Annotated in this window: 26 protein-coding genes and 1 tRNA gene; 10 read left to right on the forward strand and 17 right to left on the reverse strand. The window is 61.2% G+C overall.

Annotated features, from left to right (window positions below):
* Nucleotides 1-76 precede the first annotated feature (76 nt).
* Nucleotides 77-1,252, forward strand: coding sequence for a tRNA 2-thiouridine(34) synthase MnmA (mnmA, locus tag FHX76_RS01545; protein WP_341777830.1), 1,176 nt, complete (start codon nucleotides 77-79; stop codon nucleotides 1,250-1,252).
* Nucleotides 1,249-3,669: an NAD-dependent DNA ligase LigA gene (ligA, locus tag FHX76_RS01550; protein ID WP_167146993.1), complete on the forward strand. Its 2,421-nt coding sequence runs from the start codon at nucleotides 1,249-1,251 to the stop codon at nucleotides 3,667-3,669. The genes mnmA and ligA overlap by 4 nt, the downstream gene beginning before the upstream one ends.
* A gap of 106 nt (nucleotides 3,670-3,775) precedes the next feature.
* On the opposite strand, the gene FHX76_RS01555 is transcribed toward ligA, so the two are convergent.
* Complete coding sequence (locus FHX76_RS01555) at nucleotides 3,776-4,498, reverse strand: DUF4190 domain-containing protein (protein ID WP_167146996.1); 723 nt, start codon at nucleotides 4,496-4,498, stop codon at nucleotides 3,776-3,778.
* 186 nt (nucleotides 4,499-4,684) lie between these two features.
* Between FHX76_RS01555 and gatC the strand changes: the two genes are divergently transcribed.
* From gatC to gatB, 3 genes are read left to right on the forward strand one after another with little or no spacing between them, the layout of a single operon-like run.
* The gene (gatC, locus tag FHX76_RS01560) at nucleotides 4,685-5,017 is read left to right on the forward strand and encodes an Asp-tRNA(Asn)/Glu-tRNA(Gln) amidotransferase subunit GatC (RefSeq protein ID WP_167146999.1); all 333 of its coding nucleotides are present in this window, start codon (nucleotides 4,685-4,687) and stop codon (nucleotides 5,015-5,017) included.
* On the forward strand, nucleotides 5,017-6,570 hold the full coding sequence (gatA, locus tag FHX76_RS01565) for an Asp-tRNA(Asn)/Glu-tRNA(Gln) amidotransferase subunit GatA (RefSeq protein ID WP_167147002.1): 1,554 nt from the start codon (nucleotides 5,017-5,019) through the stop codon (nucleotides 6,568-6,570). The genes gatC and gatA overlap by 1 nt, the downstream gene beginning before the upstream one ends.
* Before the next feature lie 4 nt (nucleotides 6,571-6,574).
* Nucleotides 6,575-8,074 carry an Asp-tRNA(Asn)/Glu-tRNA(Gln) amidotransferase subunit GatB gene (gene gatB, locus FHX76_RS01570; protein ID WP_167147005.1) on the forward strand — a complete coding sequence of 500 codons (1,500 nt, stop codon included), beginning with the start codon at nucleotides 6,575-6,577 and terminating at the stop codon, nucleotides 8,072-8,074.
* Nucleotides 8,075-8,163: 89 nt separating this feature from the next.
* On the opposite strand, the gene FHX76_RS01575 is transcribed toward gatB, so the two are convergent.
* The 5 genes from FHX76_RS01575 to FHX76_RS01595 all read right to left on the reverse strand — a co-directional run bounded on the left by FHX76_RS01575 (nucleotide 8,164) and on the right by FHX76_RS01595 (nucleotide 12,549).
* Nucleotides 8,164-8,946, reverse strand: a complete 783-nt coding sequence (locus FHX76_RS01575) for a hypothetical protein (protein WP_167147009.1) — start codon at nucleotides 8,944-8,946, stop codon at nucleotides 8,164-8,166.
* A gap of 37 nt (nucleotides 8,947-8,983) precedes the next feature.
* Entirely contained in the window at nucleotides 8,984-9,778 is a 795-nt protein-coding gene (locus tag FHX76_RS01580; RefSeq protein ID WP_167147012.1) for an ABC transporter permease, read from the reverse strand.
* A 62-nt stretch (nucleotides 9,779-9,840) separates the two neighbouring features.
* Nucleotides 9,841-10,542 (reverse strand): ABC transporter ATP-binding protein, encoded by a 702-nt coding sequence (locus tag FHX76_RS01585; RefSeq protein WP_167147015.1) that lies wholly within the window; start codon nucleotides 10,540-10,542, stop codon nucleotides 9,841-9,843.
* 73 nt (nucleotides 10,543-10,615) lie between these two features.
* Nucleotides 10,616-11,314: a response regulator gene (locus FHX76_RS01590; RefSeq protein WP_167147018.1), complete on the reverse strand. Its 699-nt coding sequence runs from the start codon at nucleotides 11,312-11,314 to the stop codon at nucleotides 10,616-10,618.
* Nucleotides 11,311-12,549, reverse strand: a complete 1,239-nt coding sequence (locus FHX76_RS01595) for a sensor histidine kinase (RefSeq protein WP_167147021.1) — start codon at nucleotides 12,547-12,549, stop codon at nucleotides 11,311-11,313. Before FHX76_RS01595 ends, FHX76_RS01590 begins: the two co-directional genes overlap by 4 nt.
* 105 nt (nucleotides 12,550-12,654) lie before the next feature.
* Between FHX76_RS01595 and FHX76_RS01600 the strand changes: the two genes are divergently transcribed.
* The gene (locus tag FHX76_RS01600; RefSeq protein WP_167147024.1) at nucleotides 12,655-13,146 is read left to right on the forward strand and encodes a glutathione peroxidase; all 492 of its coding nucleotides are present in this window, start codon (nucleotides 12,655-12,657) and stop codon (nucleotides 13,144-13,146) included.
* 77 nt (nucleotides 13,147-13,223) lie between these two features.
* On the opposite strand, the gene FHX76_RS01605 is transcribed toward FHX76_RS01600, so the two are convergent.
* From FHX76_RS01605 to FHX76_RS01615, 3 genes are all read right to left on the reverse strand, one after another.
* The gene (locus FHX76_RS01605; RefSeq protein WP_167147026.1) at nucleotides 13,224-14,915 is read right to left on the reverse strand and encodes a long-chain-fatty-acid--CoA ligase; all 1,692 of its coding nucleotides are present in this window, start codon (nucleotides 14,913-14,915) and stop codon (nucleotides 13,224-13,226) included.
* 197 nt (nucleotides 14,916-15,112) lie between these two features.
* Entirely contained in the window at nucleotides 15,113-16,207 is a 1,095-nt protein-coding gene (locus FHX76_RS01610) for a YncE family protein (RefSeq protein ID WP_167147029.1), read from the reverse strand.
* Nucleotides 16,208-16,308: 101 nt separating this feature from the next.
* Complete coding sequence (locus tag FHX76_RS01615) at nucleotides 16,309-16,839, reverse strand: hypothetical protein (protein ID WP_167147032.1); 531 nt, start codon at nucleotides 16,837-16,839, stop codon at nucleotides 16,309-16,311.
* A gap of 320 nt (nucleotides 16,840-17,159) precedes the next feature.
* Here FHX76_RS01615 and dinB point away from each other — a divergent pair, with 320 nt between their 5' ends.
* Genes dinB through FHX76_RS01630 form a run of 3 tightly spaced genes read left to right on the forward strand, consistent with a single transcriptional unit; the run spans nucleotide 17,160 to nucleotide 19,401 of the window.
* Nucleotides 17,160-18,389 (forward strand): DNA polymerase IV, encoded by a 1,230-nt coding sequence (dinB, locus tag FHX76_RS01620; RefSeq protein ID WP_167147035.1) that lies wholly within the window; start codon nucleotides 17,160-17,162, stop codon nucleotides 18,387-18,389.
* A gap of 42 nt (nucleotides 18,390-18,431) precedes the next feature.
* Nucleotides 18,432-18,773 carry a spore germination protein GerW family protein gene (locus FHX76_RS01625; protein ID WP_167147038.1) on the forward strand — a complete coding sequence of 114 codons (342 nt, stop codon included), beginning with the start codon at nucleotides 18,432-18,434 and terminating at the stop codon, nucleotides 18,771-18,773.
* A 7-nt stretch (nucleotides 18,774-18,780) separates the two neighbouring features.
* A complete protein-coding gene (locus FHX76_RS01630; RefSeq protein ID WP_208402403.1) occupies nucleotides 18,781-19,401 on the forward strand; it encodes a nucleoside/nucleotide kinase family protein in 621 nt (206 codons plus the stop codon).
* A 109-nt stretch (nucleotides 19,402-19,510) separates the two neighbouring features.
* Here the strand turns inward: FHX76_RS01630 and FHX76_RS01635 are convergent, their stop codons facing one another.
* The 8 genes from FHX76_RS01635 to orn form a co-directional block, all read right to left on the reverse strand.
* Nucleotides 19,511-20,137, reverse strand: coding sequence for a DUF2017 family protein (locus FHX76_RS01635; protein WP_167147041.1), 627 nt, complete (start codon nucleotides 20,135-20,137; stop codon nucleotides 19,511-19,513).
* Nucleotides 20,137-20,391: an ATP-dependent Clp protease adapter ClpS gene (gene clpS, locus FHX76_RS01640; protein WP_167150235.1), complete on the reverse strand. Its 255-nt coding sequence runs from the start codon at nucleotides 20,389-20,391 to the stop codon at nucleotides 20,137-20,139. Before clpS ends, FHX76_RS01635 begins: the two co-directional genes overlap by 1 nt.
* 83 nt (nucleotides 20,392-20,474) lie before the next feature.
* Nucleotides 20,475-20,825 (reverse strand): metallopeptidase family protein, encoded by a 351-nt coding sequence (locus FHX76_RS01645; protein WP_167147044.1) that lies wholly within the window; start codon nucleotides 20,823-20,825, stop codon nucleotides 20,475-20,477.
* A 100-nt stretch (nucleotides 20,826-20,925) separates the two neighbouring features.
* A complete protein-coding gene (locus tag FHX76_RS01650) occupies nucleotides 20,926-21,729 on the reverse strand; it encodes a class I SAM-dependent methyltransferase (protein ID WP_167147051.1) in 804 nt (267 codons plus the stop codon).
* A 113-nt stretch (nucleotides 21,730-21,842) separates the two neighbouring features.
* Nucleotides 21,843-22,739, reverse strand: a complete 897-nt coding sequence (locus tag FHX76_RS01655; RefSeq protein WP_167147053.1) for a dihydrodipicolinate synthase family protein — start codon at nucleotides 22,737-22,739, stop codon at nucleotides 21,843-21,845.
* Nucleotides 22,739-23,653 carry an EamA family transporter gene (locus FHX76_RS01660; protein WP_243848567.1) on the reverse strand — a complete coding sequence of 305 codons (915 nt, stop codon included), beginning with the start codon at nucleotides 23,651-23,653 and terminating at the stop codon, nucleotides 22,739-22,741. The genes FHX76_RS01655 and FHX76_RS01660 overlap by 1 nt, the downstream gene beginning before the upstream one ends.
* 161 nt (nucleotides 23,654-23,814) lie before the next feature.
* Nucleotides 23,815-23,890 (reverse strand) — tRNA-His (locus FHX76_RS01665).
* 57 nt (nucleotides 23,891-23,947) lie between these two features.
* Nucleotides 23,948-24,568 carry an oligoribonuclease gene (gene orn, locus FHX76_RS01670; RefSeq protein WP_167147056.1) on the reverse strand — a complete coding sequence of 207 codons (621 nt, stop codon included), beginning with the start codon at nucleotides 24,566-24,568 and terminating at the stop codon, nucleotides 23,948-23,950.
* 66 nt (nucleotides 24,569-24,634) lie between these two features.
* On the opposite strand from orn, the gene FHX76_RS01675 reads away from it, so the two are divergent.
* The gene (locus FHX76_RS01675; protein ID WP_167147059.1) at nucleotides 24,635-24,853 is read left to right on the forward strand and encodes an SCO4848 family membrane protein; all 219 of its coding nucleotides are present in this window, start codon (nucleotides 24,635-24,637) and stop codon (nucleotides 24,851-24,853) included.
* The last annotated feature ends 45 nt before the right edge of the window (nucleotides 24,854-24,898 follow it).

Genomic DNA, 24,898 nt, shown 5'->3' on the forward strand with positions numbered 1-24,898 from the left:
CCAAAGATGCGGGGGATTCTGGACCGAGAAACGTCAAGACGTTCCGACTGTCAGACTACGCGGTTAGGATTGTTGAGTGAAGATTCTTGCAGCAATGAGTGGCGGCGTTGACTCCGCGGTAGCGGCCGCCAGAGCGGTCGAAGCGGGGCATGACGTGGTCGGGGTTCACCTCGCCCTCAGCCGAATGCCAGGTACCCTCCGAACAGGATCGCGCGGGTGCTGCACAATCGAAGACTCGATGGATGCGCAGCGAGCCGCAAACATCATCGGCATCCCCTACTACGTATGGGACTTCAGCGACCGCTTCAAAGAAGACGTTGTTGACGACTTCATTGCGGAATACACCGCAGGCCGCACGCCAAACCCGTGCATGCGCTGCAACGAAAAGATCAAGTTCGCGGCCCTGCTCGACAAAGCAATCGCACTTGGCTTCGACGCGGTCGCCACCGGTCACTACGCGACGCTCGTGAACGATGCCGCTGGCAACCCAGAACTGCACCGCGCGAGTGCCTGGGCAAAAGATCAGTCCTACGTGCTCGGTGTGCTCACCTCAGAGCAGCTGCGCTACTGCTACTTCCCACTTGGCGAGACCCCGTCAAAGGCTCTTGTGCGAGCAGAGGCAGAAGAACGTGGGCTCGGAGTTGCAAATAAGCCAGACAGCCACGACATCTGTTTTATCCCAGACGGTGACACTCGCGGATGGCTCGCCGATAAGGTTGGCGAGAAAACGGGCGAAATTATTGACACCGATGGCGCCGTTGTTGGTGAGCATCAGGGCGCACACTCCTACACGGTAGGTCAGCGCCGGGGTCTGAGCCTCGGGCGTCCCGCACCTGACGGGCGACCCCGTTTTGTGCTTGAGGTCAGGCCAGTCTCGAACACGGTCGTTGTTGGTCCCGTTGAGGCCCTCGCTATCGGCGAGATCGCAGGAGGCCGCTACAGCTGGGCCGGTGAACCGCAGGCCGATGCGAACGAGTGGTTCGACTGCGAGGTACAGATTCGCGCGCACGCCGACCCTGTCGCCGCCCGCGCACGGCTCGCGCCCATCGATCCAAACGCCGAGGTGTACCGAGTCGGAGCCACGACAGAATTTGTGGTGGTACCCAACGAGCCCCTTACCGGTGTTGCTCCAGGACAGACCGCCGTCATCTACGTCGGAACCCGTGTGATGGGGCAGTTCACGATTGATCGCACGGTGAGCGCGTACGCAGGCGATTCGCACACTGCCGAAGCCGAGGCGGTCAGCGCGTGACCGAGCCAACATCCACCCGCGACGGCCTCGACGAAGCGAAGGCCGAATGGACCGAGCTTGCCGAACGCATCCAGTCGTATCAGGCGGCGTATTACGAGCGAGACGAGTCGCTCGTCTCCGATGCCGAATACGACGGCCTGATGCAGCGACTCGAAGAGATCGAGCGGCGCTTTCCAGAACTCGCAGGGCAAGACAGCCCAACCAGACGAGTCGGCGGGGGAGTCAGCGAGCTGTTTGCCCCCGTCGTTCACGCGCAGCGCATGTACAGCCTCGATAATGTTTTTTCGATCGATGAGTTTCGCGGCTGGGCCGAAAAGGTGGCCCGCGACCTCGGCGGCGCTCCCGCATTCCTGTGCGAGCTCAAGATTGATGGGCTCGCGCTCAACCTTCGCTATGAAAACGGCAAGCTTGTTACCGCGGCAACCCGTGGCGACGGCGTTACCGGTGAAGACGTGACCGCTAATATCGCCTATATTCCTGGCATCCCGCAGCGGCTGTCAGGCACAGGTCACCCGCCGCTTGTTGAGGTCCGCGGCGAAGTGTATTTTCCCGTTGCCGCCTTTGCCGAGCTCAACGCCCACCGCGAAGCCCTCGGCGAAAAAGTGTTTGCCAATCCTCGAAACGCCGCGAGTGGGTCGCTCCGTCAAAAAAGCGAAGGAAAATCACCTGAGCGACTGGCGCTCATGCACGAAGGGTTTGAGCGGCTCCGGCTGACCGTTCACGGAATTGGCGCGTGGGAACACCCACCCGTTCACTCGCAGTCCGAGATGTATGAGCTGCTCGCATCCTGGGGGCTGCCCGTCTCCAAGTACGCCAAAGTGGTCATGGGAACCGAAGCCGTCGCCGAATTCATCGAGCACTTTGGTGCTGAGCGGCACAGCGTTGAGCACGAGATCGATGGCATCGTCATCAAAGTTGATAATTTCGCGCAGCAGGGGTCGCTTGGCTCGACCAGCCGCGCCCCGCGGTGGGCTATCGCATATAAATACCCGCCGGAGCAAGTCAATACCAAGCTGCTCGATATTCGCGTTGGCGTTGGGCGAACCGGGCGGGCGACGCCCTACGCCGTTGTTGAGCCGGTGTTTGTCGCTGGCTCTACCGTGAGCCAAGCCACCCTCCACAATCAGGATGTTGTCAGAGCAAAAGGCGTGCTCATCGGAGACACCGTCGTCCTGCGGAAAGCTGGCGACGTCATCCCAGAAATTCTTGGGCCGGTCACCGAGCTTCGCGACGGTTCCGAACACGCGTTTGTGATGCCGACCGAATGCCCAGAGTGCGGCACTCCGCTTCGGGCCATGAAAGAGGGCGACATTGATTTGCGTTGCCCCAACGCGCGGAGTTGCCCTGCCCAGGTGCGTGGGCGTGTTGAACACATCGGATCTCGTGGTGGTCTCGACATCGAGGTGCTCGGCGAGGTTGTCGCGGCCGCACTCACGCAGCCGCTGTTTCCAGAGCGTGCCCCGCTCGCCGATGCACATGGGGTTGTTGGTGAGGCAGGCCTGTTTGACCTCACCGTCAAAGACTTATTTCCCGTTGTTGTTGTGGTTCGCGATGCCGAGACTGGCTTGCCAAAGCTCAACGACGACGGCTCCCAGCGGGAGGCGATGCCGTTCCAGCGTCGAAGGGACATCAAAAAAGACGGTCCCTTTGTTGCGCCTGGCCCCGATATTTCAAACGTGGATGATGCAGGCTCTGCTGATTCCAACGCTGCTGATTCAGGCTCTGCTGATTCAGGCGCTGCTGATGCAGGCGAACAGCCCAGCACCAATAAACCGACCGAGGCCTCGGCACGTCTCGACTTTGCCGGCGATGAGCTATCAGTGCCCTCGGCAAACGCCATCAAACTCATCGAGAACCTCGAGCTTGCGAAGACCAAGCCGCTCTGGCGCATCCTTGTTTCGCTCAATATTCGACACGTTGGACCCGTGGCGGCCAGAGCCCTCGCCGACTTTTTCGGATCACTCGATGCGATTCGGGCGGCAAGCCGTGACGAACTCGCGCAGGTCGAAGGCGTCGGTGGCATTATTGCCGACTCGCTCCTCGAATGGTTTGAGATCGACTGGCACCAAGAGATTGTGCGCCGCTGGACGGCCGCAGGGGTGCAGTTCTCCATTCCGGGGCATCCGGGGCCGGGCGCAGCAGCGGAGGTCGAGGGAGTTCTGTCAGGTCTGACGATTGTGGCCACTGGTTCGCTCGACGGGTTTACCCGCGACGGCGCAAAAGAAGCCATCATCGCTGCAGGAGGAAAGGCAGCCTCAAGCGTCTCGAAAAAAACCGACTATGTCGCCGCCGGGCCTGGGGCAGGCTCGAAGCTGACAAAGGCCGAAGAGCTGGGAGTTCCGGTGCTCGATGCCGCTCAATTTGCGGTACTCGTCACCGAAGGCCCAGACGCACTGGGGCTCACGTCGAACGGGTAAAGCCCACCTGGCATCCATTGCCCGCACACCTCGGCAGCCATACCAACAGAACGGCCCGTCTCTTCGCAATCGAGGAGACGGGCCGTTCTGCTGGTGAGACGTGAGGCTACGAGCCGCAGGTCACAATCTCGCCATTGATTTCGATAAGGCCGGAGGGTGAGTCAGCGCATGCCTGAGCCACCTCGAGACCGAACGAGATGAGCATGATGATTATGATGACCTCGGCAATGATGACCACAATCGACAGGATCAGACCGGCCAGCGCAAAGCCGTCAGCCTTGCCAGCCTTCTTTGACTGAACGAGACCGATGATGCTCAGAATCAGACCAACCACAGAGAACGGGATGGCAATGATCAGTCCGATGATACCCATCATGCGGCCAGGCTTGGTGCCCGTTGAAGCTGCCTGGTAGGGCTGCTGCGTGTTGCCATACTGCGACGGCGGAACTGGCGGGGCATAGCCAACACCGGCAGGCTGCTGGCCGTATGGCTGCTGCCCCTGCTGAGGCTGCTGGGCCTGCTGATCTGCACCAAATCCTGGCGCCGCCGGGTATCCGGGAGCAGCATTTGCGGGAGCGGAAGGCTCGGTGTTGTACGCGGGAGCCGCATCAAACGACGGGGCAGACGGAGCAGCCGGCGGCTCTGTTGGAGCGGCAGGTGGTGCGGTTGGTGGCGCAGCGGGCGCGTTCGGGAACGCGGGCTCGCCTGGCGCCGGCGGAACTGGATCGCTCGCGGCAGGCGCGGGCGGAGGCGTCTGCCCGAAGTCTGGTTGGCTGGGGGGCGTGCTGCCGGGTGTTGGTTCGCCCTCGGGCGGTGTTGGCAGAGACATAGTGACCTCTCAGTATTGGTAGCGCCAATCAGGGCTGATCAAGCGCAACGTGCGTTGCGGCGCTTCCACATCAAAATGATGCAGTTCGTTAAGAATAGGGCAATGCAACGCGCATGGTCGAGGGCGCGGCGGGGTTGGGGCCGGTAGACTATTTCTCATCCCTCGAACAAACGTCAGTGGAGAAGCATGCCTGAAAACACATCAAGCCCCGAGACCGCCGCGGAGATTACTCCAGCGGTGGTTCGCCACCTCTCAGAGTTGGCAAAAATTCAGCTTGACGAACACGAGATTGAGCGCCTCACGGCCGACCTCTCGCAGATCGTCAGCAATATTGCCAAGGTGAGCGAGGTGGCAACGCCGGATGTTCCCGCGACGAGCCACCCCATCCCGCTGTCGAACGTGTTCCGCCCCGACGTGGTTGGTGACAACGTGTTGACGGCAGAGCAAGCACTGTCTGGCGCGCCGGAGCACCACGACAACCTGTTTGTGGTTTCGGCGATTCTTGGGGAGGAACAGTAATGAGTGCAACAGAACTTACGCACCTGAGTGCGGCCGAACTGTCGGCGAAGCTTACGGCTGGCGAGGTCTCGGCTGCTGAGGTCACCGAGGCGCACCTCAAGCGCATCGCAGACGTTGAGCCTCACGTCCACGCCTTTCTGTATGTCAACGAGCAGGCCGCCGCGGTTGCAGCCGACATCGACGCCCGCCGCGCGGCTGGCGAAGAGCTTGGCCCGCTGGCCGGTGTGCCGCTCGCCATCAAGGATGTGCTCGTGACAACCGACATGCCGTCAACAAGCGGCTCAAAGATTCTTGAGGGCTGGATGTCGCCCTACGACGCGACCGTCGTGTCTCGTTCGCGCGCAGCAGGCCTCGTGCCCCTCGGCAAGACCAACATGGACGAATTTGCCATGGGCTCAAGCACCGAGCATTCCGCGTATGGCCCAACCCACAACCCGTGGGCGCTCGACCGCATCCCCGGTGGCTCCGGTGGCGGCTCGGCCGCAGCCGTTGCAGCGTTTGAGGCACCGTTTGCCCTCGGCAGCGACACCGGTGGGTCCATCCGCCAGCCGGCGCACGTGACGGGAACCGTTGGCGTGAAGCCAACCTACGGAGCCGTCAGTCGCTACGGAGCCATCGCGCTTGCGTCGTCGCTCGACCAGGTTGGCCCGTGCTCGCGCAGCGTGCTTGACGCCGGCCTTCTGCAAGACGTTATTGGTGGTCACGACCACCACGATTCAACCTCCCTCAAGGACGCCTGGCCATCGATGGCCGCAGCGGCCCGCGAGGGAGCGACAGGCGAAGTGCTCAAGGGGCTCCGGGTCGGTGTGGTGAAGCAGCTCCAGGGCGACGGCATCCAGGCCGGCGTAGCGCAGCGCTTCAGCGAATCGCTGGCGCTGTTGCAGGCTCAGGGCGCCGAGATCGTTGAGATCGATGCGCCTCACTTTGAATATGCGGTTGCCGCGTACTACCTCATCCTTCCTGCCGAGGCATCGAGCAACCTTGCGAAGTTCGACTCCGTGCGCTTTGGCCTCCGTGTGACGCCAGAGGGCGGCGGAACGGTTGAACAGGTTATGGCGGCGACCCGCGAGGCCGGTTTTGGCCCAGAGGTGAAGCGACGCATCATCCTTGGCACCTACGCGCTTAGCGCCGGCTACTACGACGCCTACTACGGCAGCGCGCAGAAGGTCCGCACCCTCATCCAGCGCGACTTCGCCTCTGCCTTTGCGCAGGTCGACGTCATCGCCAGCCCGAGCGCGCCTACCACGGCGTTTAAGCTTGGCGAAAAGGTCGATGACCCGATGGCTATGTACCTCAACGACATCACCACGATTCCGGCTAACCTCGCCGGCATCCCAGGCATCAGCGTGCCAAACGGCCTCGCGCCTGAGGACGGGCTGCCGGTCGGCATCCAGTTCATGGCACCTGCCTGCGAAGACGCACGCCTGTACCGCGTTGGTGCGGCACTCGAAGCGCTTGTTGAAGCCGAGTGGGGCGGCCCGCTCTGGGCAAAGTCGCCGCTGCTCACCGCAGCAGGGCTCTCCGATACTTCTTTGACCGCCGGAAGGGCGTGAATTCATGGCTAAAGCAAAATTGATGGACTTTGAGAAGGCGCTCGAACTCTTTGAGCCGGTATTCGGTCTTGAGGTTCACGTTGAGCTCAACACCGAAACCAAGATGTTCTCGGCAGCCCCAAACAACTTTGGTGCCGCCCCGAACACGAACCTGACCCCGGTGTGCCTTGGCCTGCCAGGGTCGCTTCCCGTGGTCAACGAGCAGGCGATTCGCTACTCGATTAGCCTCGGCCTTGCGCTCGGCTGTTCCATTGCCGAGAGCTCTCGCTTCGCCCGCAAGAACTACTTCTACCCTGACATGGCGAAGAACTACCAGATCTCGCAGTACGACGAGCCAATCGCCTACGAGGGCGAGGTTGAGGTTGAGCTGGCCAGCGGCCGTATCATCAACATCCCCATCGAGCGGGCACACATGGAGGAGGACGCCGGCAAGCTCACGCACGTTGGTGGTTCGACCGGTCGCATCCAGGGAGCCGAGTACTCGATGGTTGACTACAACCGTGCAGGCGTTCCGCTCGTTGAGATCGTGACGCACCCGGTGTTTGGTGGCGAGCACGATACTCCCGAGATCTGCAAGATGTATGTTTCGGTCATCCGCGACATCGTGCTTGGCCTCGGCATTTCGGATGCCCGCATGGAGCGTGGCAACCTGCGCTGCGACGCCAACGTGTCGCTTCGCCCGCGCGGCAGCGAAACGCTTGGCACCCGCACGGAGACAAAGAACGTGAACTCGCTGCGTTCGGTCGAGCGCGCGGTCCGCTACGAGATCCAGCGCCAGGCGCAGATCCTCGCCGACGGCGGCAGCATCACCCAGGAAACGCGCCACTGGCACGAAGACACCGGCGAAACGTCGGCCGGACGCCCGAAGTCTGACGCCGACGACTACCGCTACTTCCCAGAGCCAGACCTGCTGCCGGTCACCCCGACGCTCGAGCTCATTGAGGAACTGCGTGCCGCGCTGCCAGAGGCACCAACGGTTCGTTACCGCCGCCTCAAGGGCGAGTGGGGCTTTACCGACCTTGAGTTCCAGGACATCCAGAACTCTGGTCTGCTCACCGAGGTTTCGGCAACGGTCGCAGCCGGCGCTACCCCTCAGGCAGCTCGCAAGTGGTGGACCGGTGAGATCGCCCGTGTTGCCAATCAGCAGGGTGTCGACTCGAACTCTCTCGTGTCGGCCGAGAACGTCGCCGCGCTGGCCAAGCTGGTCGAGGCGGGAACCCTCACCGATAAGCTCGCACGCCAGGTACTCGAAGGCGTTATTGCCGGTGAGGGAGCCCCGCAAGAGGTTGTGGATGCTCGCGGACTTGCCGTGGTGTCGGACGACGGCGCGCTGATCGCGGCCATCGACGAGGCACTCGCCGCGCAGCCCGACGTGCTCGAAAAGATCCGCGACGGCAAGGTTCAGGCCGCCGGCGCAGTGATCGGTGCGGTCATGAAGGCAATGCGTGGCCAGGCGGACGCTGCGCGCGTACGCGAACTCGTGCTGGAACGCGCCAAGGCCTAACTCCTCCTACCCGCTCGTGGGGCGCATTCGCGCTCGTGAGGCGCGAAAATATGCGCCCCACGAGCGAGAATGCGCCCCACGAGCGGTTGCTAGGCGTCTCTGCGGATGAAGAGCAGCCCGCCTGTGGCGATCGCTACGAGTGCCCAGGCCGCCAGCACGAGCCCGCCAAACGGATGATGTGCGGATGCGTCGTGCAAGTACAGCTGGGACCCCGCGGTATCCGGCAACCACTTGGCGACCCCAGGCGCTGCCGAGAGCAGCGGGGAGAGAATGAGCACGAGGCTGAGCAAGCCGATCAGGGCCGGAACAAGCTGACGCAGCGCAAGCGCACTCCCGAACGCGAACATGCCGATGAGGGCGAGGTAGAGCCATGCTCCCGCAACCCGTTGAAGAATCTCCTCGGTGACGAAGCTTCCGAGCGGTGGGCCATTATCGAAAGCTATCGAGCCAACGATCCCGGCACCGCACAGGCCACCGAGCATCGCGGCAGTTGCCCCGAGCGCGACAGCTGCCGAGGCAATAATGAGCTTGGCCCCGAGCAGAATCCCTCGCCGTGGCACGGCCAGTAGTGTGGTCCGGATGACGGGGCTTGCAACGTCGGGAATGATCACGAAGATACCGATGAGCACTGCGACAACCTGCAGGAACGTCATCGCCCCGAGCACTGCATCGACAAGCTCCGCTGCCGTGGGTGAGGTCGCGGTGATCTTGCCAGTCATCGGGTCGGTCACGGTGCCAAACGCGTAGACGGCCCCAAGCAGCGCAGCGGCGACGATCGCACCGAGCATCGTGGCCGGGAGGACACGGAGCGAAATTGTCTTACTCCACTCGGCAGCAATCGCCCGACCGAGGGCGGTAGCTCGCCGGTCCATATCGTTTCCGCGGCACACCGCGGCGTCCGCAGCCGGGCTAGGCATCACGCTTGGCGAACCGCATCGCCGCCACGGCAAGCAGCGTCACCGTCCAAACGGCCATCACGAGGCCTCCGGTAACCGGCTCGAGCGTGAACTCCGAGAGCTTCATCGCGCCGGGGAGCATCTGCGTTCCGGCCGCATCCGGTAACCAAGCCGCAACAGCGGGGGCAACCAGGTTAACGAGGAACGAGAACGGAACAACCGAGCTGTTCACGATCAAAACGATGAGTGCAACGGTCCCGCTCCGCAGCAGGGTGGTTACCGCGAGTCCGATAAGCGAGGTGAACACCGCAAAGAGGGGAAGGCCAACCCAGCCCCAGCCGATGTAGGCTGCGCTCTCGGCGAAGCTGTACCCGTGCTTGCCAAGGATGAGCTGGCCGAGCGCGACAGACAGCGGCAGCACCACCGCACACACCGAGAGCCCGATGATCGAGACGACGACGGTTTTTGCGAGGACGGGCATCCACCTGCGTGGCGTTGCGAGCAGGGACGTGGTGAGCTGGCGACCGCCGCCAACTTCGTTGCTGCTGCGCGTGAATTCGCTGCTCATCACGGTGACCCCGCAGACGATGAGGCCGATTACTATGGGCACAAATTCAAAACCCGCGTCGCGGAGGTCCCAGCCGTCGGCTAAGAACTCGTCGGCAATCCCACGATCAACCATGTTGCGGTAGGTCGTGCTGTTGACGATGGCGAGCGCGAGCGTACCAAACGCCGCAATGCCGATCGCCACTGAGGTTGAACGGAGGCCAAACGCCTTGCGAAACTCGGCACGGATGGCCCTTGCCAAGGTTGCATCCCTCTGGCTAGCCGCATTCGATCGCGGGAGAAACTGCTGTTGCAGGCGCACGCTCATTTGGTCGCTCCCGTCAGCGCAAAAAACGCATCTTCGAGGGATGGAAATCCAGCAGTTATCGCGGTGACCGTCCCCGACTCTACGACCTTGCCACCGTGAATGATCACAAGATCGTCTGCCGTTTCCTCCATTTCACCCATGAGATGGCTCGACAGCAAGACGGTTTTCCCCTCGGCTGCGAAGTTTTTGAGAAAGGTACGAATCCACCGGATGCCGTCGGGGTCAAGCCCGTTCACGGGTTCGTCAAGCACTAGTACTGACGGATTTCCGAGCAGCGCCGTCGCGAGTCCGAGGCGCTGACCCATCCCAAGCGAAAACGTCCCGATGCGTTTTTTGGCAACCGTCGACAGGCTCACCAGCTCAAGGACTTCGGAGACCCTCGTGAGCGGGATGCCATTACTCTTGGCAACCCAGGTGAGATGCCCACGTGCCGTTCGACCCCTGTGCGCCCCGCTGCCGTCGAGGAGCGCGCCAACCGTCCTGAGCGGGCTGCGGAGGTCGCGGTACGCGACGCCGTTGATGGTCGCGACTCCGGCATCGGCCCGGTCGAGCCCAAGCAGGATACGAAGGGTTGACGATTTTCCCGCGCCGTTCGGCCCAAGAAAGCCGGTGACCCGACCGGGGCCAGCGGTAAAACTCACGTCACTGATCGAGGGCGTGCCCTTATGGCTCTTGCTGAGATGTTGGATGCTGATCATGCCTTAAGCCTCGCAGCGACGGGTCGCTCTCGGCATCGGCCAAAGGTTGACAGTTGCCGCCTGAGAATGGGATCTAGCTCAGCCGGATGAACCCAGTCTCGTACGCAAGAATCACGAGTTGGGTGCGGTCGCGCACACCGAGTTTGAGAAACAGTCGGCTGAGATAGGTTTTGACGGTTGCCCTGCTCAAGAACAAGTGAGCCGCAATCTCGTCGTTGGAAAGCCCGGTTGCGATTGCTCGCACGACCTCCTGTTCTCGCTCGGTGAGCCCATCAAACTCGGTGGCGAGCGATAGGGCCTGCGGCGGTCGCGCGGCAAAATCAGTGAGTAGGCGGCGTGTGACCTCTGGCGCGAGCATGGCTTCGCCGTCTCTGACCGCGTGGATTGCCCTCACGATGTCGGCTGCCGGCGCATTCTTGAGTAGGAACCCGGATGCGCCTGCCCTGAGTGCCTCGTAGACATATTCGTCGTGGTCGAAGGTCGTGAGGATGATGACGCGCACATCCGTTCTGCGCTCGAGGATACGTTTGGTTGCCTCGATCCCGTCAAGTGCCGGCATCCGGATATCCATGAGCACGATCGCGGCCGCATCCTGCTGCTCGGAGCCGGGGGCAGCACTGCCGAGCGCATGAGCCCCACAAAAATGGGCGACGGCCGCTGCCCCGTTTGCGGCTTCTCCCGCATCCCTCAGGAGGGGATCGCCCCGAACCAGATCGCGGAGGGCGGCCCTGATGGATGCTTGGTCATCAACGATAAAGACGGGTGTACTCACGCGGTACTGCTTTCGGTTGAGCCCTGAGGGGCGGCCAGCGGATGCGCCGGAAGCGTTGCGGAGATGCAGAACCCACCGGCGCCGGTCGGCCCGCTCGTAAATGCGCCACCGAGCTGGGTGATGCGTTCGTTGAGCCCGCGCAGGCCAAAGCCGAGTGCGGGGGTGCCGGCTGCGGCTGGCTGCGGGGAGTGGACCGGCGCGGAGTGTACCTGCTGGAAATGGACCGGCGCGGAGTTTTCCACGCTCACCGTGACCGCATCCGTTGCCGCGCTCACTGTGACCCGACACTCAGAGCTGGGGGCATGTTTTGCGACATTGGTCAGCCCCTCCTGGACGACGCGGAACACGGCGAGCTCGGTGGTTGGGGAGTACCTGGCGGAACCGTTCACACGAAGTTCGGCCGCCAGTCCGGATGCCGTCGCGCGGCCGACAAGCGCATGGATATCGTCCAGAGTTGGCTGAGGTAAGCCGGTGAGGTCGTTGGCTCGCACATCTGCCGGAGTCTGCCTGCGTGTCGCTGAGTGGTCGCCTCGTTCGCTTCGGATGCCTCCAAGCACCGTTTTGAGATCGCGCAGCGCCTCCTGACTTGTGGCCTCTATCCGCGCAAGTCTCGACGTCAGCTCGCCGTGTGAGAGGTGACCGGCCCTGTGAGTCGCAACGGACGAGGTGACCGCGATGCTCGCGAGCGAATGAGACAGCACGTCGTGCACTTCCCTCGCAACGTGCAGTCGCTCGGCGGTAACGGCCTGCTCTTGCTCAACCAGCGCCGTATGCGCCTGCTCACGTCGTGAGCGCCTGGCGCCGCTGCCAAGAGCCCAAGAACCGGCGAGCACGATGAACGAGAACAACCCGTTTCGGATAGTCTCTTCCGTTCCCGGCACGACGGCAACACTGCCAAGAAACACAAACAGAACGAGCAGCCCAAGGACAACGCGAAACGGCTTGATCGAGCCGTATGTCGTGGCCAGCGGGTACAGCGACCACGCGGCAAGCACAAACGGGTCGCTGGTGAGTCCGGCGGTTGTGCCAACAACGGTTGCGAGGAGGACAAGCGCAAAGCCAAGGACCGGCATCCACTCGCGAAGGATCAGCCCAATGGCAACGGCAGCGAGCAACGCAAGGCGAAACCCGGTGCCTGACGGCGTGCTTTCGCCAAATGGAACCCAAAAAACGAGGACACCGATCACCCCAACGCCGATATCGAGCAGTGTTCGCTTTGCTCTCGTTAAATTCATGTCTTAACCATACGGGGAGCGGGCAAGCGGAGCGTCGCTCATGGCTATCTGACCGTTAGCCGTGACCTTGTTATACCTTGCGCGAGCGGGCGTAGACTTACGCGCATGACGCTTCGAGATATCCCTTTCACCACAATGGACGGTTCCACAGCGACGCTTGCCGACTACGAGGGCAAAGTTGTGATGATCGTCAACGTCGCCTCAAAATGTGGGCTCACGCCGCAGTACGAAACACTTGAAGAACTCCAGCGAACCTACGAAGACCAGGGCTTCACCGTGCTCGGTTTTCCCTGCAACCAGTTCGCCTTTCAGGAGCCAGGAAACAACGAGGCTATCCAGGAGTTCTGCTCAACAACGTACGGCGTGACCTTCCCCCTCATGGATAAGGTCAAGGTCAACGGTCGGTCTGCACATCCGCTGTATGCGGAGCTCACCAAAACTACGGATGCAGATGGCAAAGCGGGCAAGGTCAAATGGAACTTCGAGAAGTTCGTGCTGACCCCCGACGACCAGGTATTCCGGTTCCGACCCACGACGCTTCCCAACGACCCCAGCGTCATCGCGGCCGTCGAGTCGGCGCTCCCAGCAATCAAATAGCTCGTTCCCGGGGTGCATTCTCGCTCGTGGGGCGCGAAATTCTGCGCTCCACGAGCGAGAATGCGCCCCACGAGTGGCTAGGCGTTGCGGGCCAGGATGCTCTCCTTCAGATCCTTACGCAGGATCTTGCCAATGAGCGAGCGCGGGAGCTCGGTCGCAACCTCGATGGTGCGCGGCACCTTGTAGGGGGTCAGGCCGGTGCGGCAGTGCTCTCGGATGGCGTCTTCATCAAACGCGTACCCGTTGCGCATGACCACGACGGCGTACACCGTTTCGCCGCCTTGTTCGCGGGGGAGGCCGATCACTGCGGCATCCTCAACTCCGTCGTAGGTGCGCAGTACCGCCTCAACTTCGGTGGGTGAGACGTTGAAGCCGCCGGTCACGATGAGTTCTTTTTTGCGATCAACGATGGTCACGAAGCCGTCGCTATCAACCGTGGCGATGTCGCCAGTTCGCAACCATCCGTCCGGAGTGAGCGTTTCTGCGGTCGCTTCGGCGTTTTTCCAATAGCCAGAAAAGACCTGCGGGCCGCGGAACAGCAGCTCACCTGGGCCGCCGTCGCTGGCATCCTGATCTGGATGCTCAACATCCATGAGTTTGATCTCGCAGTCGGGGAGCGGCACACCAACGGTGCCAGGCTTGCGGGAATCACCGACAGGGTTGCAGAGCGCAACCGGTGCAGCCTCGGTGAGGCCATAGCCCTCAACGAGCCAGCCGCCGGTTGCATCCTCCCAGCGCTTGACGGTTGCGCTTGGCAGGTCCATCGCGCCGGAAATTGCACACGCGATGCCACCAAGATTGATGCCCTGCTCTGTTGCGGCCGAGGCAATCTTGTCGTACATCGGCGGAACCGCTGGCAGGAAGGTTGGCATGTGTTTCTTGGTTTCGGCAAGCACCATATCAACGTCAAACGAGGGGAACAACACGAGCCTTGCGCCCATGCTCATCGCAAATGTGAGGCACAACGTCATGCCGTAGGCGTGAAACATGGGGAGTACCGCGTAGACGCAGCAGTCGCCCTTTGTGACCTGAGGAACCCACGACTGGGCCTGCAGCGCGTTCGCAATGAGATTGCGATGGCTGAGCATGGCCCCTTTTGGGACTCCGGTTGTGCCGCTTGTGTACTGAAGAAGCGCAAGATCGTCGTGGCTTGGGCGGGGAACGCTGTCGGCGATGCGAGGGCTCGTGGCAAGCTGCGACCACGGGATCGTCCCAGTCGTCTGGGTGCTGAGTTTGGTCCTGCTTTCCCTTGCCTTCGCGAGGGGAAGCTTCAGCAAAAGCCGTTTTGCGAGCGGCATTGCCTCGATGAGGTTGACGGCAATGACTGTCGTCGGACGCACGTCTTCGGGCAGCTCCTGCAGCGTGGCGCACACATTTTCCCAGGCGATCACAACTTTGGCACCGTGATCCTCGAATTGGGTACGCAATTCGCGCGGAGTGTACAGGGGGTTGTGCTCAACAACGACGGCACCAAGTCGCAAAGCGGCGTAGAAGGCGATTACGTGCTGGGGGCAGTTCGGCAGCACGATTGCAACGCGGTCTCCGTGCCGAACGCCGAGAGAATGGAGACCTGTTGCGACACGTTCGATTTGCTCGCCGAGCTCGCGGTAGGTGGTTGTTGCGCCAAAGAAATCGAGGGCAACCTGGCTGGCAAAGCTCGTGACGGAGCCGTGAATCACATCAACGAGTGAGATCGGAGGCAGGTCGATGGATGACGGAACGCCGTCGGCGTAGTGGGCGATCCATGGGCGGTCGGCGAGCGAGGTCATCTGACTTCCTGTCTGTCGGCGCTGAACGCACGGGAACCGAAGAATCCCGTGCGCGAGCGATGGTACCCGATCTACTGTAATCGTTGAGACGACGAGGCGAGGTATTCGCAGGTTGTCCGGTGACGTTGGCAGCGTCACGGATCGTCTGAACGGAGGCGACACCACTAACTACAGGCCCTGCGTTAGCTGAACTGGTCCTATGGTCGAGGCGTGACTTCGTAGACTCGCTCACTGGCCACTACATAGACGGAGCCTGTGACGGTGTTGACCGCAGCCGCCGAGCTGTGCGCGTTGTTCGGGGTAGCGAGGACATCTTCAACCGTCTGAGTTGCGCCATCAATGATATAGACACCCGAAGCAGACGCGTGAGTGACGAAGATCTTGTTGGTTTTTGGGTTGATAGCCACGTTACTGGGTGAAATTCCGACAGGAATTGTCTTGATCACCGCTCCCGTTGTCGTGTTCACAACAGAAACACTGTTTGCTCCCGAGTTTGCGACATAGAGCTGCTTCGTCGTCGGGTTAAATTCAAGACCAACAGGATTAACTCCAACCGGGATGGTCTTTGTAATGGCAAGAGTGAGCCCGTTGTAAACCGAGACAGTGTTCGCAACGTCGTTATTTGCAATGTAGAGGGTGCTGTTACTCGAATCGAGGGCTATCGAAGATTGGATAGCGCCGGGAACGGATACCCTGGCCTCCTCAACCATCGTTGCTCCGTTGACTCGAGCAAGAATGGCATCAGAATGAATCCAGACCTTGCGAGTGTTGGGATTGATGATGATGCCTCTTGCGAAGCCGTAGGTCGCGGGGGAAGCCGCAAAGTCAGCCGGATTTGAGACTGGAAAACGATAGAAATTTCGGCCTCGAGTACTTGCCATAAAGATTTGACCGTTGGCTTCATCAACAGTCACGCTGTAGCTGGTATTACCTGGCACCGTTACCGTCTGAGTTACTCGGGCTGTTGCTCCGTCAATAATATGCAAGTTATAGCCGTAGTCGCTTGCATACACCTGGTTTGTTCTGGTGTTGACCGCGATTCGGAATCCTTTTGTGGGGAGCGGAATCTCCCGAAAACTGTACTTGGGGATATTGAGATAGAACTTCGTTGCCACGGTATTACTCTGTGCCGTATAGGCAGCCGTTGTGGTCGAGGCCACCGGTGCGAGGAGCAAGCTTGCGAAGACGGACATCAACGCGGTGCCAAGCATCCAACGCTTGATTCGCCGACGACCGGCGCGTTCTGGACATAGCTTCTGCTGGCGGCTGTTGCTGGATGGTGCGTGTGCCATGGTTCTGAGAGTTCCTGTGCGTTGTGGAGCTGGCGCGTCACAGAGGATACTTGGACGCTCTGAGGTGTGGTCTTTGGCGGGGTGATCGCCGGAGAATTGGGTTATGAGGGGACTGACACCGCGTTGAACTGGATGCCGATATTGCCGGCCACATTTCGAAACTTCACCGGCGTTGTCTCGCTCATATACACGGAAATACTCAGTGTGTGTTCTGCGCCGGCAACGGCATTTCGAATGGTGCGCGTGCCGAGGGCGTTCACCTGTGCGAAGGTCAGATCCGTCCCGAGGGGCACCCCACCGTCAAGTTCGACGGTAAACAGCATGAACCCGAGGCTCTCTGCGCACAGAGCCACGCATCCGGTAGGCACGGTCAGTGTCGGGGTGATGTCGGCAGTAGGCGACCCTGCGACGAGCCGAACGGAGGCATTTGCGACCATTGGTTCGCCAAAGCCGCGGATGCTGGCCTGCGCCCCGTTAGCAGGCAAGATGGGTTCGGCCGCCGCAGGCGTTGTCGCTTCAATCCACTGGCCATTCATGTTCTTAACTTGAGTGACAAGGGCACCAGAGCCCATCTGGCTCGGGTTTGCTGTGGCCTTGTCGACATAGGCCGCCGATGTTGCCTGCAAGCTCATTGACGCTATTGCGATTGCGGAGAGTACGGCTAAGCAAGCCCCGAGAGCCCGCGGAACATTGGTTCCCGTCATCCGCCCTGATCTGCCGCGCTTGCTCAATGTGAATCATCCCCAATGTGAATACAAGAAGTATGTTTGTCAATTAGAGTCTCCTGGCCGCAAAACATTACAGAAACGATTCGTACTTCCTCAAAGAAGTTCTTTAACCGATTTTGAGGGCGTACGGTCCGCCGCCGGGTGTGTGTGATTCTCAGCGTTCTGACACAACCTTCGGCGTTCAAGATGAGCAAATGTCGGTGGCTCGTGATTAACTGAGGGGGATGACCAAGCCTCGATCAGCAGCCACAATGCTTCACGTCGATCTCGACGCGTTCTTTGCCTCTGTCGAGTTGCTTGATAAGCCTCACCTCGTTGGCAAACCCGCTGTTGTTGCGCACGAATCAGGCCGCTCCGTCGTGACGAGCGCAACCTACGAGGCTCGCCGGCTTGGCATTCGGTCTGCAATGCCGCTTGCGAATGCCCAGCGGCTGTGTCCAAACCTCATCGTGCTTCCGCCTCATCGTGAGCTGTATACGGCTGCCTCCCGCACCGTGATGCAGATTTTTCGAGATATCACGCCGCTCGTTGAGCCCCTCAGTATTGACGAGGCCTTCCTTGACGTGGCTGGTGCGGGGCGGCTGTTTGGCTCGCCGACTGAGATTGCCGCGCTCATCCGCTCACGGGTTCGTGATGCCACCGGTCTCACCTGCTCGGTCGGGGGTGGCGGCACCAAATTTGTTGCCAAGGTTGCGTCTCAGCGGGCCAAGCCAGATGGCGTTCTCATCGTTCATCCAACGCGGACCCTCGAGTTTCTGCACCCCCTTCCTGTTTCGGTACTGTGGGGCGTCGGGGGAGTCACGGGGGAACACCTCCGCAGGCTTGGGGTCAATACGGTTGGCGACCTCGCCGCCCTTCCAATCGCCACGCTGCGCGCGGCCGTCGGCGAGGCATCCAGCGAACACCTTCATAATCTTGCCCTCGGGCATGACGTGCGCCAGGTCAACGTCACTCGCGAAGAAAAAAGCATCAGCAACGAGAGCACCTTCGAATACGATGTCTCCGACCCTGCAGAGGTGCGGCAGCAACTCCTCCGGCTCTCGCTCAAGGTGGGGGAACGAGTGCGCAACGCTGGAGTATTGGCCCGCACGGTTGGCATCAAAATTCGCTGGGACGACTTTCGCACGGTCACTCGCTCACGCACGCTCCCAGAGCCGACAGGCGTTGGGCGTCAAATCTACGAAGAGGCCGTCCAAGCCTTCCACGAGCTCGACGGACAAGGAAAGCGAGTTCGGTTGGTAGGGGTTCGTGCAGAGAACCTCGTTGGTGCCGATTCCGGCGGGTCGCTTCTTTGGGACCCCTACGAGCAATGGCGAGATGCCGAGCAAGCGATAGACACTGTCTCTCAGCGGTTTGGAAAACACTCCGTCACCGCGGCGGCGCTGCTCCGCCCGGAATCTCAAGCTCCTGATCGTAATTTCACGAAGCCGACCACCGACTCGGCAAACCCCTGAGAGTCCCTGCACGCACTTGGCAGCCAGTGGTAGCGTAGGGTCATGGCTAATCTCACCGTAGAACTCGCAAACATCGTTACCAACACTGGTGTAAGGGCGTCGTATGGCGAGCCAGTTGTTCTAGGCGACACAACCGTCATCCCCGTCTCGTTTAGCCAGTTTGGCTTTGGCGGCGGCCAGGGGTCTGACGAAGAAGCTGACGAGAGCTCGAACGCAGGAGCAGGCGGCGGTGGCGGAATCTCAGTTCCGGTTGGCGCGTACGTCAAGCAGGGCGACTCGTTCATGTTCCAGCCAAACCCAGTGACGCTCCTGATCGCGGCCGTCCCGTTTGTGTTTTTTGCCGGACGCGCACTTTCGCGCATCATCCGCGCGCTCAAGAAGTAGCGGCCTCTTGAACGAAGCCGCCGCCTCTGGCCCGAAGCACTCGCCGGGCCAAGAGGCGGCCTTGGCGCGCCAGGCATCGCTCGCCGGCGCGGCCACTGCCATCACCAAATGCATCCGGCCAGGCGCGACGGTGCTCATCGACGGGCGAAGCGGCTCAGGAAAAACAGAGTTTGCACGGAGCCTGGTTGCAGCTTTAATCGGCTCGACCCCGGTCGTGCTCGTGAGCATGGACGACGTCTACCCTGGGTGGGACGGCCTTGCAACAGCATCCGAGAGCATCGTCGAGACGCTCCTCCTGCCGCGCCGTCTGAATGATGCCGGATCATGGCGCCGCTTTGACTGGCACACCGGGGAAATCGCCGAACAACACCGCGTTGAGGCCTCCGCCGCGCTCATCGTTGAGGGATGCGGTTCGTTGTCGAGGGCAAGCCACGACTTGGCCGATTTTTCTGTCTGGTTGGATGCCCCTGCCGATGTGCGCCGTACTCGTGCCCTTGGCCGCGACGGTGCCATGTTTGAGCCGCAGTGGGAGGCATGGGCAGCCCAAGAGGAAGCGCTCTACGCGCGAGAAGGCTCGCGGACGCTTGCCGACGTTATTGTCGAGACCAGCAACGTCGACTCAGCGTAGCCGGCTGAGACCGGGCACAGGCAATGCTGACACCGGGCCGAGGCAATGCTGACGGTGTGCCGCTTCGGCGCAGCTGTTTCCCGGCTGAGGAGTTCGAGGCGGCGCTGGCCTACTGATTGAGCCGAGCGTGGAGCAACGCTTCGGTGAATTCCGCGAGCCAGTCGTACACGGCCCTCGTGTTTGCTTCCATCTCGTCAAGCGGTTCGTCGTCAAGATCTTCTTCGCACTCAATTCCGAGGCGGGCTGCGAGGGCAAGGCGCATCGAGGTGAGCGTCTTGGTCCAGGAGAGGAACGCTTCCTCGTCAAGCGGAACGTCAAGCGTTTCGTTATCGGCCGCACCCGCGTAGGCGGGGAGGTCGTCGTGCAGCAACGCCTCAGCTTGCCCCTCGAACCCTTCGGTTTCGAGGCGTGCGGAACCGAGTGAGACGAGCACAGCCTCGGCATCCAGAACCTTGCGATTGACGAGGCCCTGTTCGGACACCTGGCGGAACTCGCTGGCCTGCTGGTCATCCTCATAGGCATTGGGGAGGATGCGGGCAAGGGCAGGATCGTCGGGGAGCGACGATGAGCCGCCGATATCTAGGCTCGCCAGCAGCGGATCAAGCTCGATGGATGGCGGGCTGTACTCCTGGTACAGGCTCATGAGCTGCGAAACGAGGGTCTCAATGAGTCCGGCTTCGTCGCGGTGAATATGCAGCATTGTGATGCCATCGCGGGTTGTGCGGCTAATGCGCATTATTCACCGGCCTGTCGAAGGGTTGCCAAGAGGCCATAATCGTGCATCGCCTCGACGTGCATCTCCATTGCCTCGCGCCCGCCCTCGGCAACAACCGCGTGACCATCGTGGTGGACACGCAGCATGAGTTCTTCTGCGTGGTCGCGGGTAAATCCAAAGTGGCGCTGGAAGACAAAGCTCACGTAGGACATCAGATTGACCGGATCATCCCAAATAATGGTCTGCCAGGGCTGCTCAGGCTTTTCGGCGTGCATGGTCGCAAGCGAGCCCTCGTTGCGAGGGTCATAGTCCGGGCCGTGCTGAGCGGCGTGGAAAGCTGGTGGGGTGAGAAAGCGCACTATGCCCAGCCTAGTTCGTGGAGCCGCTCATCGTCGATTCCAAAATGGTGGGCAATCTCGTGGACGAGCGTGATTCGGACCTCGTCGCGAAGATGCTCAAGGTCGTCGCAGTGCGCCTGCAGATTGTGCTTAAACAGGGTGATGCGGTCAGGTATTTCGCCGTAGCCGTAGTCGCCGCGTTCGGTCAGCGCAAGGCCGTCGTAGAGGCCAAGCAAATCGGTGCTGCCGTCTTCCGGCAGATCTTCAATGACAAAGATAATGTTGTCGAGGCCCTCGACCATATTGTCGGGAAGCGCGTCGAGTTCCGCCGTCACCAGCGTCTCAAAGTCTTCATCCGTGATCTCAACCATAGGTTAAGCCTGACACATCCGGGCTGGGGAAAGGTAGGGGGTGGCGAGAAGCATTGCGTCCGGTAGCCAATGATGCTTGCCCGGCTACCGGATGGCGGAGCTACACGATCCTGGTTGCTCGCACAACGGCGTCGTGTAGCCGCAAGGGGTGATCGCCGGCAAACTCCCGATGATATTCAGCGGATATTTCGATTCGCCAGTCGCTCGACGGGAGCAACGCGGCGATCTCGGCAGGGGTGACCGTTGATTCGACCGGAGGGTGGAGGGCGGAGGTGGCGTTATCGTGCGTCGCGGAGCCGTCTGCGTTGTGCTCGGAATGGTCTGGGGTGCGATCGCGTTCGGGGCGACCTTCGGGGCGGTCACCGTGATGACTGTCGCCGTGGCTATCGTGGCCGAGAGCACTCCCGGCGTGATCGGCGTGAGCGCCGTCTCCGTGATCGCCGTGGCCGTGCAGGTGGCCGATGACGAGCAGGGTTCCTCCTGGCGATACCCAGTCAGCAAGTCGCGAGTAGAACTCTAACTGCGGAATTGTTGGATGCGCATAATTGGTGACAACAAGGTCGAACGTTTCTTCCGGTTGCCAAACGGTGAGGTCTGCTTCAACCCAGGTCAGGCGATCGGCGACGTTCTGGCCTGCGGCTGCGGCGTTCACCGTAGCCTGTCTGGCCGCCTCAAGCGCAGTGGAAGAGATATCCGCCCCCGTGACCTGCCAACCCTGACTCGCAAGCCAGATGGCCTCGGTTCCGGTGCCACAACCGGCATCCAGAGCCGTTCCTGGCGTCAGCGAAGCGGTTTCCTGCGCGAGGTACGGATTCGCGGGGGATGCCTGTTCGTTGGGCGTGCCGTGCTGCTCGTTGCGCTCGTGCCAGTGTTGTTCCCAGAACTCCCTGTCGAAGTTGTGCATGGCGCTCCTTAGTCTGAACGAATATCGCTGCCTGTTACTCATCGTTGCGAACTCGCGCGCGCGGAGCAAACGCATTTGCCGGTTTGGCAATCTCTCCGTGTGTGTCGGGTCTCTCAGCGAGACTCGTCGTGGATGTTGAGCTCGCGCAGGACGCTGGCAACATGCGACCGCGCATCGGCATCCAGCCCCTGGATCGGGAGAGGGAGGCTGTCCTTGGCCGCGAGCCCGAGCTGCTCGGCGATTGCCGCGACGACCCTGAGGCTGCCGCCGTACCGAGCGAACAGGGCCCACAGTGGCTCTAACCGTTCCGAAGCGGCGACGGTGGCTTCTGCGTCGCTTCGTGCAGCGGGCTCGGTGATGCTCAGGGCCGCTAACGGAAGCGTCCCCGCGATCACCGAGTACCAGGTGTCGCAGCCGGCAAGAAGCGCTGTTGCTGCGGCCGCGTCGCCGGAGATCCCGATACCAACGTGTTCTGGCAGGATCGCCCGCAGGCCGTCGATACGTTTCCGCGTTGTGGCACGATCGCCGGGCGCTGGCGGTATCTTGATCGAAACGATGCCGGGCAACGAAGCGATTCGCCCGTAGAGTTCCTGCGTGAACGTGAAATGCGTCGTCCCTGGGTTGTCGTAGACCGTAATCGGAAGCGAGGTGCGCGCGCTGATCGTGCGAAACAGCTCAAACACGTCGTTTTCGGTGAGCGGCTGATACGACATGGGGGCGAGCAGGATGCCGGCGGCTCCGGCCCGCTCTGCGCTCTCGACGTGCTGCAATACCCGCGACGTGCGAAGATCGCTCACGCCGACCCAAACGGGAACCTCGCTGGCCTGCTGGACGGCGAGCGTTGCGACACGGTCGCGCTCGTCCGGGCTGAGGTAGGCGGCGCATCCGGTCGACCCAAGTACGGTAATGGAATCGACGCCAGACGTGGCCAATCGCTGGATGATGCGAAGAAACGCTGGCTCGTCAACTTGGTCGTTACGCAGCGGCGTGAGTGGGAACGCTGAGAGCATTAGGCGTGTCCTATCGTCGGTTCTGGGTTGGCCGTTGGCGGAGATGCGGATGCCCGAAGGCCTCCTCGTTGGGCGGCTGCGCCCGCAAACACCACAAGACTGATGCCGACGATCTGCACGGCGGACGGAATCTGGTGAAGGACCAGTAGCCCAAGCAGCACGCCAAAGGCCGGTTCAAGGGCCATGAGCGTGCCGAAGGCGGTGTGGGTCATCCGTTTGAGGGCAAGCATCTCAAGTACAAACGGAAGGACCGGCGAAAGAACGGCGAGGCCAAGAGCGGCCAACAGGATTTGCCACGTGATATTGCCTGACGCCTGGGGGAGTCCAACAAAGGTTGCGAGGATCGCGGCAATGGGGATGGAAATGGAAAGGCCGCTGATCCCGCTGAAGCGGTCGCCAACCTTCTGGGTGAGCACAATGTACGTTCCCCAGCCGATGCCGGCGATGAGGGCGTACGAAATCCCGAGCAACTCAACGCCGCCGTTCCACGGTTCGGTCATGAGGACGACGCCGATGAGGGCGAGGGCTGGCCAGGTGAGCATCCGACGATTGCTGCTCCGGAATCCCGCAACAAGAAGGGGGCCGAGGAATTCAATGGCCACGGCTGTGCCGAGCGGGATGCGTTCAATGGCGGCGAGGAAGCCAATCGACATGACGCCGGTCGCGGTGCCAAGGCCGATGAGGGGGAGCACATCCTGGCGGCGAATGGACCGAATGGGAGGGCGCGCGACGGCGATGAAGATGACGGCGCCCATGGTGAGGCGGAGCCAGGCTGTGGCTGCCGCGCCGACTTCGCCAATGAGACCAACCGACAGGGATGAGCTGAGTTGGATGAGCAGCATCGCGGTGACTGCCATGCCCCACGGCGGGATCGGGAGTGCGGCAGAGCCGTTGGCGCGCGCGGGGACAGTCATAGATGAAGCCTAATCACTGCTCTGCGTTTGGGCGTACGTTTGCCGTTTGGGCGTAGTTTGTAACGTACGCCGAAACGGCAAGAATACGCCGAAACGGGGATGTGCGTGCAGGGGAAGGGGAAACGAAAATCGGCCCCAGTCCGAAGACTGGGGCCGATCATTGGGGTGGCTAACGGGGCTCGAACCCGCGACTTCCGGCACCACAAGCCAGCGCTCTACCAACTGAGCTATAGCCACCATGTATTGCAATTCTTGAGCTATTCGCTCGCGAAAAACAACAACTCTACGAGTCTATTACATTTTTTCGGCGAAGTTGTCCACGACGGTCTTCGCGATCTCTTGGGACTCGGCATTTCCTGGCCCAGATCCTTGAATAAACACGGCAGAACGGTAGTAGGCAAGCTCGCGAATTGATTCAAGAATATCTGCGAGAGCTCGGTGTCCACCCGTTTTCTCGGGCGCGTTGTAGTACGTGGGTGGGAACCAGCGGCGTGCGAGCTCCTTGATCGAGGACACGTCGATGTTCCGATAGTGCAGGTGCTCGTCAAGTGTTGGCATGTAGGTTGCGAGGAACATGCGGTCTGTGCCGATGGTGTTTCCGGCGAGCAGGGCTCGCTTGCCTTTTGGCACAAAGCGGTCGATGTATTCGATGACCTGGCGCTCGGCCTCGGCAACCGTGAGGCCTCCGTCAAGCTCGGTGATGAGGCCGGATTCGGTGTGCATGTTGATAACAAATTCGCCCATGTTGTTGAAGGCGGCTTCGCTTGGCTTGATTACGACTTCAAATCCGGGGTCGAGGATGTTGAGGTCAAAGTCGGTGATGACGACGGCAATTTCGACCAGTTCATCGATGCTCGGGTCGAGCCCTGTCATTTCGCAGTCGATCCAAACGAGTCTTTCGGCGGGTGTGCTCATTCCTCTAGCTTATGACTCTCGAGCGGGGAGCGCGGTTCATTGGGCGGTGCGGCCTAGGCTGGGTGCATGAGTGTTTTGTTGTCTGTTCTCTTGCTTGCGAATGCCGCGTATAACGCCATTGTCTGGCCGCAGTTCTTCAAGCGCGTCAAAAATGATGTTCGCGCCAGGGATGAGCATGGCGCGTATACGGCGTTCTTTCGGGTGCATGCAATTCTGATTGGCATAGCGCTTGTGCTTGCACTTGCCTCTGCGGTTGCTGGCATCTGGGGACTCGTCGCCGCGTAGACCGTGCCGGATGTGGGCGCCGCTTGTGGTGCCGATGAGTGGAAC

This window comes from Lysinibacter cavernae, from assembly GCF_011758565.1.
In the GTDB taxonomy this organism is placed as follows: Bacteria; Actinomycetota; Actinomycetes; order Actinomycetales; family Microbacteriaceae; genus Lysinibacter; species Lysinibacter cavernae.

Coding starts and splice junctions, on each gene's coding strand:
- FHX76_RS01585 (WP_167147015.1), bottom strand. CDS start 10,542: ATGATCAGCATCCAACATCTCAGCAAGAGCCATAAGGGCACGCCCTCG.
- gatA (WP_167147002.1), top strand. CDS start 5,017: ATGAGTGCAACAGAACTTACGCACCTGAGTGCGGCCGAACTGTCGGCG.
- FHX76_RS01615 (WP_167147032.1), bottom strand. CDS start 16,839: ATGAGCTTGCAGGCAACATCGGCGGCCTATGTCGACAAGGCCACAGCA.
- FHX76_RS01645 (WP_167147044.1), bottom strand. CDS start 20,825: ATGGTTGAGATCACGGATGAAGACTTTGAGACGCTGGTGACGGCGGAA.
- FHX76_RS01605 (WP_167147026.1), bottom strand. CDS start 14,915: ATGACCTCGCTCGCCGACCGCCCATGGATCGCCCACTACGCCGACGGC.
- FHX76_RS01575 (WP_167147009.1), bottom strand. CDS start 8,946: ATGGACCGGCGAGCTACCGCCCTCGGTCGGGCGATTGCTGCCGAGTGG.
- gatC (WP_167146999.1), top strand. CDS start 4,685: ATGCCTGAAAACACATCAAGCCCCGAGACCGCCGCGGAGATTACTCCA.
- FHX76_RS01660 (WP_243848567.1), bottom strand. CDS start 23,653: ATGACTGTCCCCGCGCGCGCCAACGGCTCTGCCGCACTCCCGATCCCG.
- FHX76_RS01625 (WP_167147038.1), top strand. CDS start 18,432: ATGGCTAATCTCACCGTAGAACTCGCAAACATCGTTACCAACACTGGT.
- dinB (WP_167147035.1), top strand. CDS start 17,160: ATGACCAAGCCTCGATCAGCAGCCACAATGCTTCACGTCGATCTCGAC.
- clpS (WP_167150235.1), bottom strand. CDS start 20,391: ATGCACGCCGAAAAGCCTGAGCAGCCCTGGCAGACCATTATTTGGGAT.
- FHX76_RS01635 (WP_167147041.1), bottom strand. CDS start 20,137: ATGCGCATTAGCCGCACAACCCGCGATGGCATCACAATGCTGCATATT.
- FHX76_RS01610 (WP_167147029.1), bottom strand. CDS start 16,207: ATGGCACACGCACCATCCAGCAACAGCCGCCAGCAGAAGCTATGTCCA.
- FHX76_RS01655 (WP_167147053.1), bottom strand. CDS start 22,739: ATGCTCTCAGCGTTCCCACTCACGCCGCTGCGTAACGACCAAGTTGAC.
- orn (WP_167147056.1), bottom strand. CDS start 24,568: ATGAGCACACCCGCCGAAAGACTCGTTTGGATCGACTGCGAAATGACA.
- gatB (WP_167147005.1), top strand. CDS start 6,575: ATGGCTAAAGCAAAATTGATGGACTTTGAGAAGGCGCTCGAACTCTTT.
- FHX76_RS01675 (WP_167147059.1), top strand. CDS start 24,635: ATGAGTGTTTTGTTGTCTGTTCTCTTGCTTGCGAATGCCGCGTATAAC.
- FHX76_RS01600 (WP_167147024.1), top strand. CDS start 12,655: ATGACGCTTCGAGATATCCCTTTCACCACAATGGACGGTTCCACAGCG.
- FHX76_RS01595 (WP_167147021.1), bottom strand. CDS start 12,549: ATGAATTTAACGAGAGCAAAGCGAACACTGCTCGATATCGGCGTTGGG.
- FHX76_RS01555 (WP_167146996.1), bottom strand. CDS start 4,498: ATGTCTCTGCCAACACCGCCCGAGGGCGAACCAACACCCGGCAGCACG.
- FHX76_RS01650 (WP_167147051.1), bottom strand. CDS start 21,729: ATGCACAACTTCGACAGGGAGTTCTGGGAACAACACTGGCACGAGCGC.